The organism is Blastococcus aurantiacus, from assembly GCF_900102425.1.
Taxonomy (GTDB): domain Bacteria; phylum Actinomycetota; class Actinomycetes; order Mycobacteriales; family Geodermatophilaceae; genus Blastococcus; species Blastococcus aurantiacus.
Genome location: NZ_FNBT01000002.1, coordinates 396,067 through 412,172 on the forward strand (window position 1 = coordinate 396,067; position 16,106 = coordinate 412,172).

Here is a 16,106-nt window from a genome sequence, read left to right on the forward strand (position 1 = left end):
TCAGAGCCGCCGCTGGGCGAGCCGGTCCATGACCTGCCGCCAGCGGCTGGCCGACTCCCCGGGGGCGAGGCTGCGCAGCTTCAGGTCGCCGAACACGGTGCGGGCGTGCACGACGACCCGCGGGGTGCCGCTCACGCGGGGCACCGGCGCGAGGTCGACCTTGCGGTCGCCGAACACGGTGCGTCCCTGGATCTCCGCGTCCACCCCCTCCGCGACGATCACGTCGACGTCGCCGAAGTACGTGGTCAGGTAGAGGTCGAGCCGGTCGGCGTCGGTGCGCAGCCCGCGCAGGTCCATCCGCACGTCGCCGAAGACGGTGGAGACCCGGAGCGGCACCGACGGGCCGGCGAGCGTGATGTCCCCGAAGACGCTGGTCTGCTGCTCCGGGGCGCGGGTACCGACGATCTCGGCCGGCGCACCGGCCGGGAGGTCCGAGACCAGCCGGGCGAGCTCGTCCGTGGTGACCGCGGCGTAGGCGGCGCCGGCCCGCTGGCCGAACTCGTCGAGGTCGATACGCCCCTCGGCGAGCGCCGTCTGGAGCCGGGCGACCAGCGCCTCGCGGTCGGAGTCGGAGGCCCGGACGCCCGGGGCCCCGGCGTCTCCCGGGGCCGGTACGGCAGGGAGTCGTGCGTCGTCGGACACGACCCCGACCGTAGCCGAGACGCCGCTCGGCGGACCGGTCAGCTGGCCGGCGGAAAGGCGTCCACGAAGTAGACCTTCGAGGCGTCGGCGTTCGGCTGCCGGCCCGCGCAGGTGCCGCCGTACAGCTCGTAGGCGGACTCCGGTGGCGACTGCCGGTAGAGGTCGTCGCAGGCCTCCATGTCGCCGTCGTAGCACTGCTCGGCGTACTCGTCGAACTCCGGGTCGTCCCCGAGGCCCTCGGGCTCCGAGGTCGCCGCCGGGACCGAGGAGTCGCCGCCGCGCCCCCCGCTGTCGCCGTCGTCGTCGGAACCGAGCCCGACGAACAGGGCGACCGCCACCCCGGCGACGACCAGGGCGGCGAGCGCGGCCAGGACGATGGCCACCTTGTTGCCCTTCCCCGAGGTGGCCGCGCCCTGCCCCCAGGGCGGGGTGGGCGCCTGGTCCTGCGGCTGGCCATACGGGGTCTGGCCGTAGTACTGGCCGTGCTGCGGCTGCCCGTAGGGGGCCTGGCCGTACTGCGGCTGCCCGTAGGGCGCCTGTCCGTACGGCGGCTGACCGTACTGCGGCGGCCCTTGGTAGGGACCCTGCGCGCCGGGCTGCGGGCCGGCGGCGTCCGGGGCGGGCTGCCACTCGGGGTAGGGCCGGGCGGACGGTTCCGGCTGCGGGCCGGCGGGGCGGTCGCCCCCCGTGTCGGAACCACCCGGGTGCGGGTACGGCGGCTGCGACATCGGAACTCCTCGCTCGGGCACGGGCTGCCGTCGGCGATGCTAGGGCTTCCCGATCCGGGTCGTGCCACGGTTCCGGGCCCCGACACACACCCGGGGTGCGCCGCGCCGTCCGCACTACGCTCCGCCCGACAGCCACCAACTCCTCGGAAGTGCGGTGTCCATGGGCAACGACATCCATCCCACCGCGGTCATCGAGGGCGATGTGCAGCTCGGGGACCACAACACCATCGGTCCGTTCTGTCACCTGCGCGGCCCGCTCGTCATGGGCGACGACAACCTGCTGTCCTCGCACGTCTGCATCGGACTACCGGGACAGGACACCCGCAACCCCCGGTACGACGACTCGGACAAGCGCGTCGCCATCGGCAACCGCAACACGATCCGTGAGTTCGCCTCGGTGCAGAAGGGCTGCTACGAGGACGTGACGACGATCGGCGACGACGTGTTCCTGATGCAGAGCGTCCACGTACCCCACGACGCGCAACTGGAGGACCACGTGGTGCTCACGCCCATGGTGGCCCTGGCCGGCCTGGTCCGGGTGCTCCGGGGCGCCAACCTGGCGCTGGGGAGCGGCGTCGTCCAGGACGTCGTCGTCGGCCAGTACTCCATCGTGGCCGCGGGAGCCGTGGCCCGCCGCCACGTCCGACCGTTCACGCGTTCGATCCCCGGCAAGCCCGACAGCATCAACCACTACGCGGTCGAGAAGTTCGGCTTCGCCGAGCACGCGACCGACATCGCGGCGTACGTCCTCGAGGGTCGTACACCGGCCCGAGGGCCGGTGCGGGACGTCGTCGAGCACTACGAGACGACCGTGCGGGACAGGGAACGATCCCGCGAGCGCCGGGGCTGATCGCAGCCCGGGGCGGGGGTGTCTAGGGTCGCTGCCGGAGCACTGACACCACACCACACCGGGAGCGCACCGTGTCCACCGAGCCGGAGTACCGCGTCGAGCACGACTCCATGGGAGAGGTCCGCGTTCCCGCATGGGCCAAGTGGCGGGCCCAGACCCAGCGCGCCGTCGAGAACTTCCCGATCTCCGGCACCCCGATCGAGCGCGAACTCATCGCCGCCCTGGCCGCCATCAAGGGCGCGGCCGCCGCGGTCAACGCCGACCTCGGGGTCGTCGACAGCGCCGTCGCCGGTGCGATCGGCGAAGCCGCCGCGGCCGTGGCCCGCGGCGACTGGGACGACCACTTCCCCATCGACGTGTTCCAGACCGGCTCGGGGACGTCGAGCAACATGAACACCAACGAGGTCATCGCCAGCCTCGCGACCGAGTCGCTGGGCAGCGCGGTGCACCCCAACGACCACGTCAACGCCTCGCAGTCGTCCAACGACGTCTTCCCCTCGGCCATCCACATCGCCGCCACCCGGGCCATCGTCACCACCCTGATCCCGGCCCTGCAGCACCTCGAGGCCTCGCTGGAGCGCAAGGCCGAGGAGTTCGCGACGGTCGTGAAGAGCGGTCGCACGCACCTCATGGACGCCACTCCGGTGACCCTGGGTCAGGAGTTCGGCGGCTACGCGGCGGCGGTCCGCTACGGCGTCGAGCGGCTGCAGGCCTCGCTCCCCCGCATCGGCGAGCTGCCGCTGGGCGGCACGGCGGTCGGCACCGGGATCAACACCCCGCCCGGGTTCGCCGCCGCGATCATCGACAAGCTGGCCGGCGAGCTCGACCTCCCCCTGACCGAGGCCCGCAACCACTTCGAGGCGCAGAGCTCGCGCGACTCGCTGGTGGAGGCCTCCGGCCAGCTCAAGACGATCGCCGTCGGTCTCATCAAGATCGTGAACGACCTGCGGTGGATGGGCTCTGGCCCGCGCACCGGGCTCGGCGAGATCCAGCTGCCCGACCTCCAGCCCGGCAGCTCGATCATGCCCGGCAAGGTGAACCCGGTGATCCCCGAGGCGGTCATCCAGGTGGGCGCCCAGGTGATCGGGAACGACGCCGCGGTCACCTACGCCGGCACCACCGGCGTCTTCGAGCTCAACGTCACGCTCCCGCTCATGGCCCGCAACGTCCTGGAGTCGATCCGCCTGCTGGCCAACGTCAGCCGGCTGCTGGCCGACCGCTGCGTCGACGGGATCGTGGCCGACGTCGAGCAGTGCCGGATCTACGCCGAGTCCTCGCCGTCGATCGTCACGCCGCTGAACAAGTACATCGGGTACGAGGAGGCCGCGGTCGTGGCCAAGCAGTCGCTCAAGGAGCAGAAGACCATCCGCCAGGTGGTGCTGGAGCGCGGCTACGTCGAGCAGGGGAAGCTCACCGAGCAGCAGCTCGACGAGGCCCTCGATGTGCTCTCGATGACCCATCCCTGACTCCCGCTGCGCCAGCGGGGCCCGACGACGCAACGGCGGTCGGTGTCGCGGTCCGGGTCGATGGAGCGTCTGCCGATAACAGCGGCGTGGCTCTCGATGAACGACGTTCCCTCGGCCCGGGCCGCCGCACCACGGACTGGAATCCTCGCCCGCAGGGTGACGGCGCCGGCTGTCGGATCGTCGATCTGCCCCGGATCACGGACCCCCGCGGCAATCTGACGATGATCGAGGGCGGCGACCACGTCCCCTTCGACATCGCCCGGGTCTACTACCTCTACGACGTCCCTGGGGGCGAGTCGCGGGGCGGCCACGCCCACCGCGACCTCCAGCAACTCATCGTCGCGGCCTCCGGCAGCTTCGACGTCGTCGTCGACGACGGCTCCCGCACAGCGCGGTTCCACCTCAACCGCTCGTACCACGGGCTGTACGTCCCCCGGCTGACCTGGCGGGAGCTCGGCAACTTCTCCTCCGGCAGCGTCTGCCTCGTGATGGCCTCGCTGCCCTACTCCGAGGACGACTACTACCGGGACTACGACGGCTTCGCCGACGCCCGCCGGGCCGCCGAGGCGGCCGGGGAACTCGTCGCTCCGGCGCCGGCATGACCGCAGCGCCGCCCGGGCGCCTGCGGGTGCCGTTCCTGGACCTCCAGCGTCTGCACGCCGAACTGCAGGACGATCTCGACGCAGCTGCCCTTCGAGTGCTGCACAGCGACCGCGTGCTGATGGGTCCCGAGCTCGAGCGCTTCGAGCAGGCATGGGCCGCGGCGGTCGGGGCGGGGTACGCCGTCGGGGTGGGCAGCGGGCTCGACGCCCTGTCGCTCGGGCTGCGCGCCCTCGGTGTCGGCGACGGTGACGAGGTCCTCGTCCCCTCGCACACCTTCGTGGCCACCTGGCTGGCCGTCGTGCACGTCGGGGCGGTCCCGGTGCCGGTCGACGTGCTCTCCGCGGCCGGCGCCTGGGACGCCGACGCACTGGAGGACGCCGTCACCCCGCGCACCCGCGCCGTGGTGCCCGTGCACCTCTACGGGCACCCGGTCGACCTCGACGCCGTACTGCGGGTCGCCGGCCGTCACGATCTCGTCGTCCTGGACGACGCGGCGCAGGCCCACGGCGCCCGGATCGGCGGCCGGCCACTGGGCGGTCTCACGCACGCGACGGCGTGGAGCTTCTACCCGGGCAAGAACCTGGGCGCCTTCGGTGACGGCGGTGCGGTCACCACCTCGGACCCCGTCACCGCGCAGCGGCTGCGCTCGCTGCGCAACTACGGCTCCACCGAGAAGTACCGGCACGACGAGGTCGGCTGGAACAGCCGGCTGGACGAGCTGCAGGCCGCCCTGCTGACGGTGAAGCTGACTCGGCTGTCCGAGCACAACGCCCGCCGGGACGCCGCGGCCCGACGCTACGACGAGGGCCTGGCCGGTCTGGACCTGGTCCTCCCCGAGCGGGTGCCTGGCACCGATCCCGTCTGGCACCTCTACGTCGTCCGCAGCCCGCACCGTGACCGGCTGCGCGAGCACCTCGCCGCGTACGGGGTGGAGACCCTCGTGCACTACCCCGTGCCGCCGCACCGCCAGGGCGCCTTCGCCGGCACCGGGCTCGCCGACGCGCACCTGCCGATGGCCGACCGGCTCGCCCGCGAGGTGCTGAGCCTGCCGATGGGCCCGACCCTGCGCCGCGAGGAGCAGGGCGCGGTGATCGACGCGGTGCGCAGCTTCCGCCCCTGATCCGAGCCCCAGCACCAGGCCCCTGAAGGAGACGACCACATCCATGACCGGACCACTGGTCAGCATCCTGATCCCCACGTACAACGGCGAGCGCTACCTCAAGGCCGCGCTGCGCTCGGCGCGGGACCAGAGCTACCGCAACGTCGAGATCGTCATCGGCGACGACGGCTCGATCGACAGCACTCCGTCGATCATCGCCGCGGCCGCGGCCGAGGACGACCGCATCCGGGTGATCCGGCACGAGACCAACGTCGGTGCCTACGAGAACCTCCGGTCGGTCCTGGAGGCGGCCGGCGGCGAGTACGTGAAGTACCTGCTGCACGACGACGTCCTCGCCACCGACTGCGTGCGCGAGCTGGTGCGCGGGCTGGAGTCGACGCCGGACGCCGCCCTGGCGTTCTCCCGTCGCTCGCTGATCGACGAGAACGGCCGATCGCTGGGCGAGTTCCCGGCGGTCCGGGACCGGCCCGGGGCCATCGACGGCCGGGAGCTGGGCGACACCATGCTCGAGACCTGCACCAACGTGATCGGCGAGTTCACGACGGCGCTGATCCGCCGCGACGCACTCGACCCGTCGACCATCTGGGACCCGGACGGACGGCGCGTCGACGTGATCACCGACGTCAAGGTCTGGCTCGAGCTCCTCGCCAGGGGCCCGGCGTGGTTCACCCCGCGCACGCTGAGCCGGTTCCGCCAGCATCCGGGGCAGAACACGTGGAACCCGTGGATCATGGCGCGCGGCGAGCGTGACTGGGTGCGCCTCATCGACTGGGGCATCGGGCTGGGATTCCTCGCCGAGCCGGCGCAGCGCCGCACCGCCTACGCCCGGCTCCTGGACCACGCCACCCGCCGGCTGGGCACGCTCCTCGACGACCCCAACCGTGGGCCGTCCCTGGAGGCGGTCTTCCTGGCGACCGCGGCGCTCGTGGAGCTCGAGGCCGGCGGCCCGGACCACGCCGGCGGCCCGCTCTGGGCGCGGGCGCACGGACCCGCGCTGCTCGGCCGCTTCGCACAGCAGCTGGAGGTGTGGGCCCGGACCTATCCCGTCGCTCTCGCCGCCCCGGCGCTGGACGCCGCAGAGATCGGCGCGACCGTCCAGGCACTGCGCGACGTGGCGGCCGCCGGGGTGGCCGGGAAGCTCGTGATCGCGGTCCCACCGGCAGCCCTCGAGGAGGCGGTGCCGCTGGTCGAACGCGCTCTGGCCGAGGGAACCGACATCGACGTCGAGCTCGTCCCCGCCGACGACCCGGCCGCCCTGCTCGCCCACCCCTGGCTGGCCGTCGCACCACGGGCAGCCCGCTGGCACGAGGACCGGGCGGCCGCCGTGTGGTCGGTCGACGCCGGCCACGTCATCGCCGGGTGACCGGCCAGCCGGTGGTCCGCGGGCGTGGACACCGGGCCCCGGGACCGCGACGGGGGTAGCGTCCGGATCGATGAGCGAGACAGATGTAGCCCTGCGCTACCCCGGTGGAGAACTGCCCCTTCCCGTCAAGCACGGGACCGAGGGCGCCGACGGCCTGGACACGAGCAAGCTGCTGGCCACGACCGGCACGGTCGCGCTGGACATCGGCTTCGTGAACACGGCCGCCTGCACCTCGGCGATCACCTACATCGACGGTGACGCGGGCATCCTGCGCTACCGCGGTTACCCGATCGATCAGCTGGCGGGCAAGGCCAGCTTCGTCGAGGTCAGCTACCTGCTGATCTACGGCGAGCTGCCCACCGCCGACCAACTGGCCGAGTTCGACCAGCGCATCCGCCGGCACACCCTGCTGCACGAGGACCTCAAGCAGTTCTTCAAGGGCTTCCCGCTCGACGCGCACCCCATGCCGGTGCTGTCGTCCGCGGTGAGCGCCCTGTCGACCTTCTACCAGGACTCGCTCGACCCCTTCGACCACGACCAGGTCGAGATGTCCACGACGCGCCTGCTGGCCAAGCTGCCCACGATCGCGGCCTACGCCTACAAGAAGTCGGTCGGCCAGCCGTTCCTCTACCCGGACAACTCCCTGGGCCTGGTCGAGAACTTCCTGCGCATGACCTTCGGGTTCCCCGCCGAGCCCTACGACGCCGACCCGGAGCTCGTGAAGGCGCTGGACATGCTCTTCGTCCTGCACGCCGACCACGAGCAGAACTGCTCGACGTCGACCGTGCGGCTGGTCGGGTCCTCGCACGCCAACCTGTTCGCCTCCGTCTCGGCCGGCATCAACGCGCTCTTCGGCCCGCTGCACGGCGGGGCCAACCAGTCGGTGCTGGAGATGCTCGAGGCGATCAAGGCCGACGGCGGCGACATCCCCCGCTTCGTCGAGCGGGTCAAGAACAAGGAGCCCGGCGTCAAGCTGATGGGCTTCGGCCACCGGGTCTACAAGAACTACGACCCGCGCGCGGCCATCGTGAAGTCCACCGCCGACAGCGTGCTGGACAAGCTCGGCGGCAACAACGAGCTGCTCGACCTGGCCCGCCAGCTCGAGGAGATCGCGCTGAAGGACGACTACTTCGTGGAGCGCAAGCTCTACCCGAACGTCGACTTCTACACCGGGCTGATCTACCAGGCGATGGGCTTCCCGACCCGCATGTTCACCGTGCTGTTCGCCCTCGGCCGGCTGCCCGGGTGGATCGCGCAGTGGCGCGAGATGATCGCCGACCCCACGACCAAGATCGGCCGCCCGCGCCAGCTGTACACCGGCGAGACCGAGCGCGCCTTCGTGCCGCTCGAGCGGCGCTAGGAGAAGGACTTTCTCCTCCTCACCCCTCGCACGCTGGGGGCGAGCCTCTGGAGGGGGCCACGACCGGGCCGGGCGGGCTCCCACCAGGGGGTTCCTGCCCGGCCCGATCGCTGTCCGGGACGTCGTCCCCCTACGGTGAGGGCGTCCCGCACCCGCGGAGGAGTCGCCACACCAGGAGGTCCGCCCATGGCCGAGCCGCCCGGCGACGACGTCCTCGTCGTGCCGCCCATCCCGCTGGCGAGCGGCACCCTGCTCGAACCCGAGGACGACGGACCGCCCGTGCGGATCACCGGTGTCGAGGTCGTCGTGTCCACCGAGGACGGCGGCGAGCTGCGCATCCCCCTCGTCCACCGGCACGGCGCCTGGTGGGCCCCCTGACCGCTCCGTGACCGTCCGCACCGGCGCGGGTCCTCCTGCTCATCCTTCCGAGCGCCTCCCGAGCTTTCACCCTCACCCGGAGGGGTGAGAACGCCTCGCCCCCCTCTCCGGCGCCCCTCCCGGCACGTCGATACGAGGTCTGAGCCCGACTGCACCCCCGCAGCGGGCCGGCCTTCGAGACGACGAGACCGCCGGGAGACGCCGCAGTGCCCGCACCACGCACGCCCGTCCGCTCCGCGGCCCGTCCCGCGACCCGGCCCGTCGTCGACGCCCGCGAGGCTCAGGCCCTCCGCGAGGCCATGGCCCTCCGGCAGCTCGCCGCCGCCCGTCCCGACCTGACGCCCGCCCAGCTGGCTGCCGCCCGGGCTGCCCTGGCCGCGAAGGCCGGCACGCGTCCGGCCGGCAAGCGCCCCGCCGGCAAGCGCCCCACCGCGAAGCGGCACACCACCGAGCGGTCCCCCGCCCGGACCGGCGCCGCCGCCACCGAGCGCGCCGGCTCCCGCTGGTCCTCCCGGCTGGGCGTCGTCGCCCTGGGAACTCTGCTGGTGCCGGCCCTGATCACCGTGGTGCTGCCCGGCACCACCACCCCCTCGGGCGGGCCGCTGGACGTCACCGCCCTGGCCCTCACCGCCCGCAGCTCGCTGCTGGAGGCGGCCGACGGGTACCGCGCCCTCGAGCAGACCGCCGCGCACCGCCGCGACCAGCTGGCGGAGGCGCGCGCCGCCGAGCAGTCCGCTCGCGACGCGGTCGACAGCGTCCAGCAGGTGGTCGGCACGGGCGCCGCCGACCTCTACCGCGCCACGCCCACCGCCCGCTACCCCGTGCCCAGCCTGGACGCCTCCTTCGCCGCCGGCGCGCTGGCGCAGGAGCTGGCCGCGGACGCCGACCAGGCACGCGAGGCCTCCGTGGTGCGCGCCGAACGCAGCGCCGCCGCCCTGGCCGACGCGGAGGCCCGGGTGGACCGGGCCGAGGCCGTCGCGGCCGACGCCGAGCAGGAGCTGGCCACGGCCCTCGAGCGGATGCGCGCCGAGGTCGACGACCTGAGCACCGAGGTCACCGGCCGGCTGGCCTCCCTCGGCACGATCCCCGCAGCGGGGCAGCAGCAGGAGCGCAACCAGCGGGCCGTCGCGCGCTGGCAGGGCTACCTGGCCCAGCTGACCGGCGCCGGCGTCGAGCCGCCGGCCGCCGCCGACATCGTCGACCCCACCGACCTCCCCGCCGGGCTCTCCCCCGCGCTGGACGCCGACGGCAACCCCGTTCCCGGTGTGGCCTGGGCGGTGTCGGGCAGCAGCCCGGTGACCGTGCTGCCGTCGGAGACGGTCGCCGCGGTGAGCAACGCGCTGTCCCAGCTCGGCAAGCCCTTCGTCGCCGGGTCCACCGGCCCGGAGACCTACGACTGCGGCGGCTTCACCGCTGCCTCGTGGCTCCTCGGCGGCTACGCCCTGCCCGCCACCCCCCAGCAGCAGTGGGCCACCGGCACCGCGGTGCCGCTGGACGGCCTGGAGATGGGTGACCTCGTCTTCTCCCCCGGCGGCCAGGACGTCGGCATCTACCTCGGCGACGGCGACGTGCTGGGCGCCTCGGCGGCGACGTACCAGGTGGGCATCCGTTCCGTGGCCGCCGGTTCGACCGCCGTCCGCGTGCCCGTTGCCGCGACCGGCACCCCGAACGCAGCGCTGCCCGCCGGCGGTCCGACCGGCCCGTGCGGAGCCCCGCTCGCGACGCCGGGCGGCAACAGCCCCCGCTGGGGCGGCTGGGACAACGGCGAGATCCCGACCGAGGCGCTGTGCCGCCTGGGGGTGTACCGGCACGCGCTGCGCTGCGACGCCGCGGCGGGCTACGCCGCGATGGGCGAGGCCTACGAGGCCGAGTTCGGCACCGGGCTGTGCATCACCGACTCCTACCGCTCGCTGGCCAGCCAGGTCGATGCGTTCTCCCGCAAGCCCGCGCTGGCCGCGGTGCCGGGTACCTCCAACCACGGCTGGGCCCTCGCGGTCGACCTGTGCGGCGGGATCCACCGGAGCGGGTCCGAGCAGTGGCGCTGGATGACGGCCAACGCCGGCCGGTTCGGGTTCGTCCAGCCGGACTGGGCGGCCCCCGGCGGCGAGAAGCCGGAGCCGTGGCACTGGGAGTTCGGCTACATCTCCTGAGCCGCAGCGGCTAGAGCCAGGGCAGGGTGGTCAGCCGCGCCCAGGGCAGGGTCACGTTGGCCTCGGAGGTCTCCCCCGCCAGCCGTGCGGCGACGCTCCGGCCGGCGCAGGCGACCGGCCGCTGCGGGGTGACCACCACGTGCACGTCGTCGACCGGCAGGCCGGCGTCCGCGACGCGGGTCAGCATCCGCCCGGGCGCCGCCAGCGCGGTGGTGGCCAGCACGGGCATCGAGGTGTGCGACCACAGCGCCACCGGTCCCTCGACGTGCAGCGTCAGCTGCACATCGCCGGCCCGGGCGGTGGCGGACGAGCGGATGTCGTCCACCTGCTCGGCCGGCGCGTCGGCCAGCGGCGTCCAGACGTGGGTGAGGTCGCCGCGGCGGACCACGACCCGCCACCCGACGGCGGAGCGGGTGGCGTCGGCCCAGTCGAGCACGGCGATCCCGTCCGCGGCCGCGGCCGCGTCGGTCACGGGACGGTGGGCGATCCACGAGCGCAGGGCCGCGGTCATCGCCTCGGGGGTCGGCGCGATGCCGGCCCCGGTCATGTCGTCGGCCAGCTCGGCGAGGTCCGCGCGCATGCTGCGCTCGTCCTCCTCCACGAGGAGCACGGAGCCCGCGCCGCTGCGCCGGAGCAGCTCGACCCGCAGCCGGGGGCCGGCCACCACGGGCAGCACCACCTCGACCACGTCCAGCAGGTCGGCGGCGTCGATCCGGGTCGGGCGCAGGCGCTGCACCAGGCCGACCGAACCGTGGCGTCCGAAGGCCGTCACGCTTCGACCCCGCTCAGCCGGGCGCGCAGGTCGTCCGGCAGCGGGCAGAGCGCGAGGACGGCGGTCAGCTCGGCGGCGCTGAGGCGTACCGGCAGCACGTCGGCGTCCCAGCCGGTCGCGAGCCGCACCCGCGCGGCGGAGGCGGGCCAGACGGCGTCCCGGGCGGCCGCGACGTGCAGCTCGGTCAGCACGTCCTGGAGCTGGATGTGCGCCACCGGGTGCACGGCCGGGTCACCGAGGGCGGCGCGGACGGCGGCGGCCAGCTGGAGGCGGTCGGGCGAGGCGAGCCAGTGCGGGACGAGGACCTCCGAGCCGGTGCCGCCGCTGGGCAGCACGCTCATCGGACGCCGTCCCGGGAAGACCGCCCGGCTGCCGTGCCCGACGGGACCGCGCCTGCTGTGCGGCGGGTCCGGGGGCGAGGCGTCACGACCTGGATATCGGCAGCACAGTGCCCGGATGGACCCGATCCGGGACGACGAATTGGCCCCGATCACCGACCCGGGCCGCGATCCTCCCGACAACCGGGCGTAACCGGGCGGCCGCCGAGCCGTTCCCCATGCGTAGCCGACAGCCGAGGGGCCCTCATGCGCCGCGCCATCGCTCCTGCACTGACCGCCACCGCGCTCGCCGTCGTCCTGGCCGCGACGGGTGCGACCGCACCGGCCGCCGCCACCGACGAGGCCGCCGACGGTCCACGCGCGGTGATGTTCGTGGGCAACAACTGGGAAGGGACGGCGACCGTCGTCGACGCGGCCACCCACGAGCCGATCACCACGATCTCGACCATCCCCGACCGCCGGCAGCGGATGGCCGAGATCATCGCCCGGCCGGACAAGCTGGCGTTCTACCTGGCCATCCAGGCGGCCATCGGTGAGGGCCGCGCCCAGTACACCGACGACATGTACACGACGCACGACGGCCGGCTGCTGGCCGTGAGCCGGCCGAGCTTCGCCGACGTCGTCGCCATCGACCTGGCCACCGGCGAGCTGCGCTGGCGCTTCCCGATGGAGGGCTACCGCTCCGACCACATGGGCGTCTCCCCCGACGGCACCCGGCTGCTGGTCAGCGACTCGACCGCCAACAAGGTGCACGAGCTCGACTTCGCCACCGGGCGCAAGACCGGCGAGTTCCCCAGCGGCGACAGCCCGCACGAGAACAACTACACCGCCGACGGTTCGCGGGTGTTCCACGCGAGCATCGGACGCGTCTACACACCCACCGACCGGCCCGTCGTCCGCCAGGCCTTCGACACCCTCAAGGGCGAGCAGTGGTTCCAGATCGTGCGCACCGACGGGCTCACCGTCGAGCAGCGCTGGGACATGGGCCGCGAACTCGAGGAGGCCGGCTACCCGGGCATGGCCTCGGCGGTCCGCCCGATGGCGGTGGCCCCGGACGAGCGCTACGTCTACCTGCAGGTCTCGTTCTTCCACGGCTGGATCGAGTTCGACACCCAGGCGCCGGACGCCGACACGAGCAGCACCTACGACGGCGAGCCGGCCGTCGGCGCCGTGACCCGGGTGGTCGACCTGCCGAAGCGGACCACCGAACCCCGCGAGAAGTACGTGCTCGACTCCGCGCACCACGGCCTGGCCATCAACCCCGCGGGCACGACGCTGTGCGCGGCCGGGACCATGGACGGGTACGCGGCGATCGTCGACCGCGAGACCGGCGAGCACCGGCTGGTCGAGGTGGGCGAGAAGCCCTACTGGTCGACCAACGGCGTCGTCGGCGACGAGTGCTGGGTGTCGGTGAGCGGCACCGACGAGGTGGTCGTCATCGACTACGCCACGGCCCGTGAGATCGCCCGGATCCCGGTGGGTGACCACCCCCAGCGGGTGCGCGCCGGCGTCGTCGCCGGCGACGTGCTCACCGCCTGGGAGTAGCACCGCGCCACCGAGCGCGGGGAAAGTCGCCTCTCAGCGGCTCGCGAGAGGCGGATTTCCCAGCGGTCGGTGGGGAACTACTCCGCGAGCTCGGCCAGGCGGTCCTTGAGCGCCTTCTCCACGCGGTCGGCGTAGACGTTCATGTTGCGCACCGACGTGTTGAGGTCCGAGGACAGCTGCGTCTTGGTCTGCCCACCCCAGGTGGTCAGGTACCAGGTGGCCCAGCCGAGCACGTTGGGCTGCCCGGCCCGCTGGTCGCGGCGGGCGTTCGGGTCCGGAGCACAGGCCGCGGTCAGCGCGTGGGAGAGCAGCGTCTGCTCCGCCTCGCCCATGATCTCGTCGGGCGCCTCGCCGGAGTCGGGCAGCAGGATCTCGGTGCCGTCCGGCCCGCCGTCGAGGGACTGCAGGTTGCGCAGGCCGTTGAGCGTCGCGACGGTCTGCGAGTTGCGCCGCAGGGTGGCCACGCTCTGCCCCATGTAGGCGGCGAGCTCCTTCTCGCTGGGCCGGCGCTGGTGCTCGGCGATGAAGGTGGCGATCGCCTTCTGCTGCTTGTGCTCGGTGTCGGCCGCGGTGCGCCCGTGGGCGTTGCGGCCCAGGTCGTGCACCCACTTGGACAGCTGCGTGGCCAGGAAGGCGCCGAAGGGCACCGACTTGGTCTCGTCGAACTGGCCGACGGCCTTGAGCACCCACTCGTACACCTGCTGGCCCAGGTCGTCGGGGTCGGGCAGGTGCAGCCGGATCGTGCTCATGTTCCGCTGCAGGCGCTTGAGGCTGACCGGGCCGTAGTGCCGGCACAGGTCGGCGAGGAAGTCCGGCGGGAGGTCCTTGGGCGCGCGCCGCCGGACGTCGGTCTCGGCCCGGAGGCCGACCGTCGTGCAGCCGTGCCGCGCGCACCAGGCGCGCACCCAGTCGGCGAGCACGGACGCGGAGCCGCGGGCGCCGTCCACCCGGTAGAGGCCGTCGCCCTGGTCGTAGCTGACGGTCACGCCGTCGGGCAGGTCGGCGCGCAACTCGTCGAGCGGCAGCTCGCGGTCGACGCGGAAGTGCACCCGGTCGCGGGCGGTGATGGGCGCGAGGGCCCAGCCCTCGGCCTCGGGGATGCCGCCGAAGACCAGCGGCTGCCGGGCACGGGCGCGGGGATCGAGGGTGGACGAGGCGGTCGCGAAGATGTCGGACACCGGAACTCCTGGCACTACGGGGAAGGACAGACCTCGGGGAAGAAGGCCTGCGGAGCAGCTCGGAGGCGACGTCAGGCCGGGATGCGCTCCCCCGGGCCCGCGGTCCGCGGGCTCGGGACCGGCGAGCCGGCGGAGGACACCGGCAGGGCCTCGACGACGTCGGCGGCGGTGACGCCGGAGGCCGCGCGCTCGATCAGCACCGCGGCGGCGGCGCGCTCGGCGCCACTGGGCTCGGCGACGTACACCGGCATGTGGTCGTAGAGCGAGGTGAAGACCGCGCTCACGAACGCGTAGGCGGCCTGCGCCTGCGGCGAGAACTTGGCGACGCCGGTGCGCGGACCGAGGTCCACGCCGACCGTCACCCGGACGACGCGGTCGTCCTTGCTCAGGCCGGAGACCGCGAACGCGACCTCGTCGTGCTCGGCGGCCAGCGAGGCGAGAGCCGCGAGGCACTTGCGCGTGGCACCGCGCCGCGGACGCAACTGGACGTGGACGACCACGGACTCGTGCTCGCCGCCGTGGTCGACGCCGGTCTGCGCGTTGGATGCACTGTGTTGCATGGTGATCGCCCCCTGTCACTTGCTTGGGGAGAAATCTGCCTCATCCCCTCGGCAACCGAGGGCACAACACTCGCCGTGTCCTACGCACGTGTCGGCCAACTCTTCGGCAGAAGTTGCCCGTGTCGCTGGCCCCACGGCGCTCGAGGGGCGGCCTTTGGCAGCGTCTGCCGAAGACAGCCCCTCGACACCGGCGGCTCAGGCCTGCGCGTCCTCCACCTGCTCGGCCGCCGGCTCGGCGCTGACCGGGGCGAACGCCGCCAGCGCACCGAGGCTGTCGGCAGTGACCTGGGCGGCGAGGGCGTTGGCCTCCGCGATCTGCCGGTAGACCTCCTCGCGGTGGATGGTGACCTCGCGGGGGGCCTTGAAGCCCAGGCGGACGGTGCCGCCGCGCACCTCGACGACGTGGACCTCGATGTCGTCGCCGATGCGGATGGTCTCGCCGACGCTGCGCGTGAGTGTGAGCACGTGTACCCCTCCATGGGTGTGTGTGGTGCCGTCCGTGGCTGCCCGCGGGCGGGCGGACGGGCGGGACGCCCGTCGAAAAGTGTTATCGGCGCACGGGGCACCGGACCGGATGGGTGGGATCGGACAGGACGACCTGCCGCGCCCGGCGGGTGGCGGGGTTCACCACGAGCGGCGCCCGGAGGTTGGCCGTCGTCCCGGAGACGTCCCCGTCCGGCACCGTCAGCAGGGCGTACACGCGCCCCGCCTGCACCGAGGCCAGTCCCAGCTCCGCCAGCGCCGACCCCGGGAGCACGGGGGCGTACTCCGGGAAGAAGGCGGTCGCGGGAGCCACGAGGAAGCGCGGACCGTCGGGCGCCATCGACTGGAGCCAGGACAGCAGGCCGGAGGCGTCGGCGGGCACCAGCACGAACTCCCGGTGGTCGGGGAATCCGGCCAGCGGCTCGGTCAGCTCCACGACCAGGACCGCGGGGACGGCGTCCTCGACGCGCTGGACCGGCGTGCTCGCGGGGGCGTGCGGGCGCGCGGCCAGGAGTGCCGGGGACGGCGTCATGCCGGGCACCTCCTCGGAGCGCCGGCCACGGGGGCGGG

At 73.5% G+C, this 16,106-nt stretch carries 17 protein-coding genes; 9 read left to right on the forward strand and 8 right to left on the reverse strand.

Annotated features, from left to right (window positions below; all coding sequences use genetic code 11):
- Window positions 1–642, reverse strand: coding sequence for a DUF1707 SHOCT-like domain-containing protein (locus BLS70_RS21205; protein WP_091764607.1), 642 nt, complete (start codon window positions 640–642; stop codon window positions 1–3).
- Between the two features lie 38 nt (window positions 643–680).
- Window positions 681–1,370 (reverse strand): hypothetical protein, encoded by a 690-nt coding sequence (locus BLS70_RS21210; RefSeq protein WP_091764608.1) that lies wholly within the window; start codon window positions 1,368–1,370, stop codon window positions 681–683.
- Between the two features lie 160 nt (window positions 1,371–1,530).
- Between BLS70_RS21210 and BLS70_RS05420 the strand changes: the two genes are divergently transcribed.
- The 8 genes from BLS70_RS05420 (at window position 1,531) to BLS70_RS05455 (ending at window position 10,660) form a co-directional block, all read left to right on the forward strand.
- Complete coding sequence (locus BLS70_RS05420; protein ID WP_091764609.1) at window positions 1,531–2,220, forward strand: acyl-ACP--UDP-N-acetylglucosamine O-acyltransferase family protein; 690 nt, start codon at window positions 1,531–1,533, stop codon at window positions 2,218–2,220.
- Between the two features lie 71 nt (window positions 2,221–2,291).
- Window positions 2,292–3,686: a class II fumarate hydratase gene (locus tag BLS70_RS05425; RefSeq protein ID WP_091764610.1), complete on the forward strand. Its 1,395-nt coding sequence runs from the start codon at window positions 2,292–2,294 to the stop codon at window positions 3,684–3,686.
- An 86-nt stretch (window positions 3,687–3,772) separates the two neighbouring features.
- On the forward strand, window positions 3,773–4,288 hold the full coding sequence (locus BLS70_RS05430) for a sugar 3,4-ketoisomerase (RefSeq protein ID WP_091764611.1): 516 nt from the start codon (window positions 3,773–3,775) through the stop codon (window positions 4,286–4,288).
- Window positions 4,285–5,409, forward strand: a complete 1,125-nt coding sequence (locus tag BLS70_RS05435) for a DegT/DnrJ/EryC1/StrS family aminotransferase (RefSeq protein WP_091764612.1) — start codon at window positions 4,285–4,287, stop codon at window positions 5,407–5,409. The genes BLS70_RS05430 and BLS70_RS05435 overlap by 4 nt, the downstream gene beginning before the upstream one ends.
- A gap of 43 nt (window positions 5,410–5,452) precedes the next feature.
- A complete protein-coding gene (locus BLS70_RS05440; RefSeq protein WP_091764613.1) occupies window positions 5,453–6,772 on the forward strand; it encodes a glycosyltransferase family 2 protein in 1,320 nt (439 codons plus the stop codon).
- Window positions 6,773–6,842: 70 nt separating this feature from the next.
- Window positions 6,843–8,132: a citrate synthase gene (locus tag BLS70_RS05445; RefSeq protein ID WP_091764614.1), complete on the forward strand. Its 1,290-nt coding sequence runs from the start codon at window positions 6,843–6,845 to the stop codon at window positions 8,130–8,132.
- Window positions 8,133–8,318: 186 nt separating this feature from the next.
- Window positions 8,319–8,510, forward strand: coding sequence for a hypothetical protein (locus BLS70_RS05450; protein WP_091764615.1), 192 nt, complete (start codon window positions 8,319–8,321; stop codon window positions 8,508–8,510).
- A 206-nt stretch (window positions 8,511–8,716) separates the two neighbouring features.
- Window positions 8,717–10,660: an NlpC/P60 family protein gene (locus BLS70_RS05455; protein WP_255362252.1), complete on the forward strand. Its 1,944-nt coding sequence runs from the start codon at window positions 8,717–8,719 to the stop codon at window positions 10,658–10,660.
- 10 nt (window positions 10,661–10,670) lie between these two features.
- Here the strand turns inward: BLS70_RS05455 and BLS70_RS05460 are convergent, their stop codons facing one another.
- Together BLS70_RS05460 and BLS70_RS05465 are read right to left on the reverse strand one after the other, a co-directional pair.
- Window positions 10,671–11,432, reverse strand: coding sequence for a hypothetical protein (locus BLS70_RS05460; RefSeq protein WP_091764616.1), 762 nt, complete (start codon window positions 11,430–11,432; stop codon window positions 10,671–10,673).
- On the reverse strand, window positions 11,429–11,773 hold the full coding sequence (locus BLS70_RS05465) for a hypothetical protein (protein WP_091764617.1): 345 nt from the start codon (window positions 11,771–11,773) through the stop codon (window positions 11,429–11,431). Before BLS70_RS05465 ends, BLS70_RS05460 begins: the two co-directional genes overlap by 4 nt.
- A 243-nt stretch (window positions 11,774–12,016) precedes the next feature.
- Between BLS70_RS05465 and BLS70_RS05470 the strand changes: the two genes are divergently transcribed.
- On the forward strand, window positions 12,017–13,315 hold the full coding sequence (locus tag BLS70_RS05470) for a YncE family protein (protein ID WP_091764618.1): 1,299 nt from the start codon (window positions 12,017–12,019) through the stop codon (window positions 13,313–13,315).
- Window positions 13,316–13,392: 77 nt separating this feature from the next.
- Here BLS70_RS05470 and BLS70_RS05475 read toward each other — a convergent pair whose 3' ends face one another.
- From BLS70_RS05475 to fliW, 4 genes are all read right to left on the reverse strand, one after another.
- On the reverse strand, window positions 13,393–14,493 hold the full coding sequence (locus tag BLS70_RS05475; protein WP_255362253.1) for a sigma-70 family RNA polymerase sigma factor: 1,101 nt from the start codon (window positions 14,491–14,493) through the stop codon (window positions 13,393–13,395).
- A 71-nt stretch (window positions 14,494–14,564) separates the two neighbouring features.
- Complete coding sequence (locus BLS70_RS05480; protein WP_091764619.1) at window positions 14,565–15,053, reverse strand: hypothetical protein; 489 nt, start codon at window positions 15,051–15,053, stop codon at window positions 14,565–14,567.
- Window positions 15,054–15,248: 195 nt separating this feature from the next.
- Window positions 15,249–15,518, reverse strand: coding sequence for a carbon storage regulator CsrA (gene csrA / locus BLS70_RS05485; protein ID WP_091764620.1), 270 nt, complete (start codon window positions 15,516–15,518; stop codon window positions 15,249–15,251).
- Between the two features lie 82 nt (window positions 15,519–15,600).
- Window positions 15,601–16,068 carry a flagellar assembly protein FliW gene (gene fliW / locus BLS70_RS05490; protein WP_091764621.1) on the reverse strand — a complete coding sequence of 156 codons (468 nt, stop codon included), beginning with the start codon at window positions 16,066–16,068 and terminating at the stop codon, window positions 15,601–15,603.
- Window positions 16,069–16,106 lie beyond the last annotated feature (38 nt).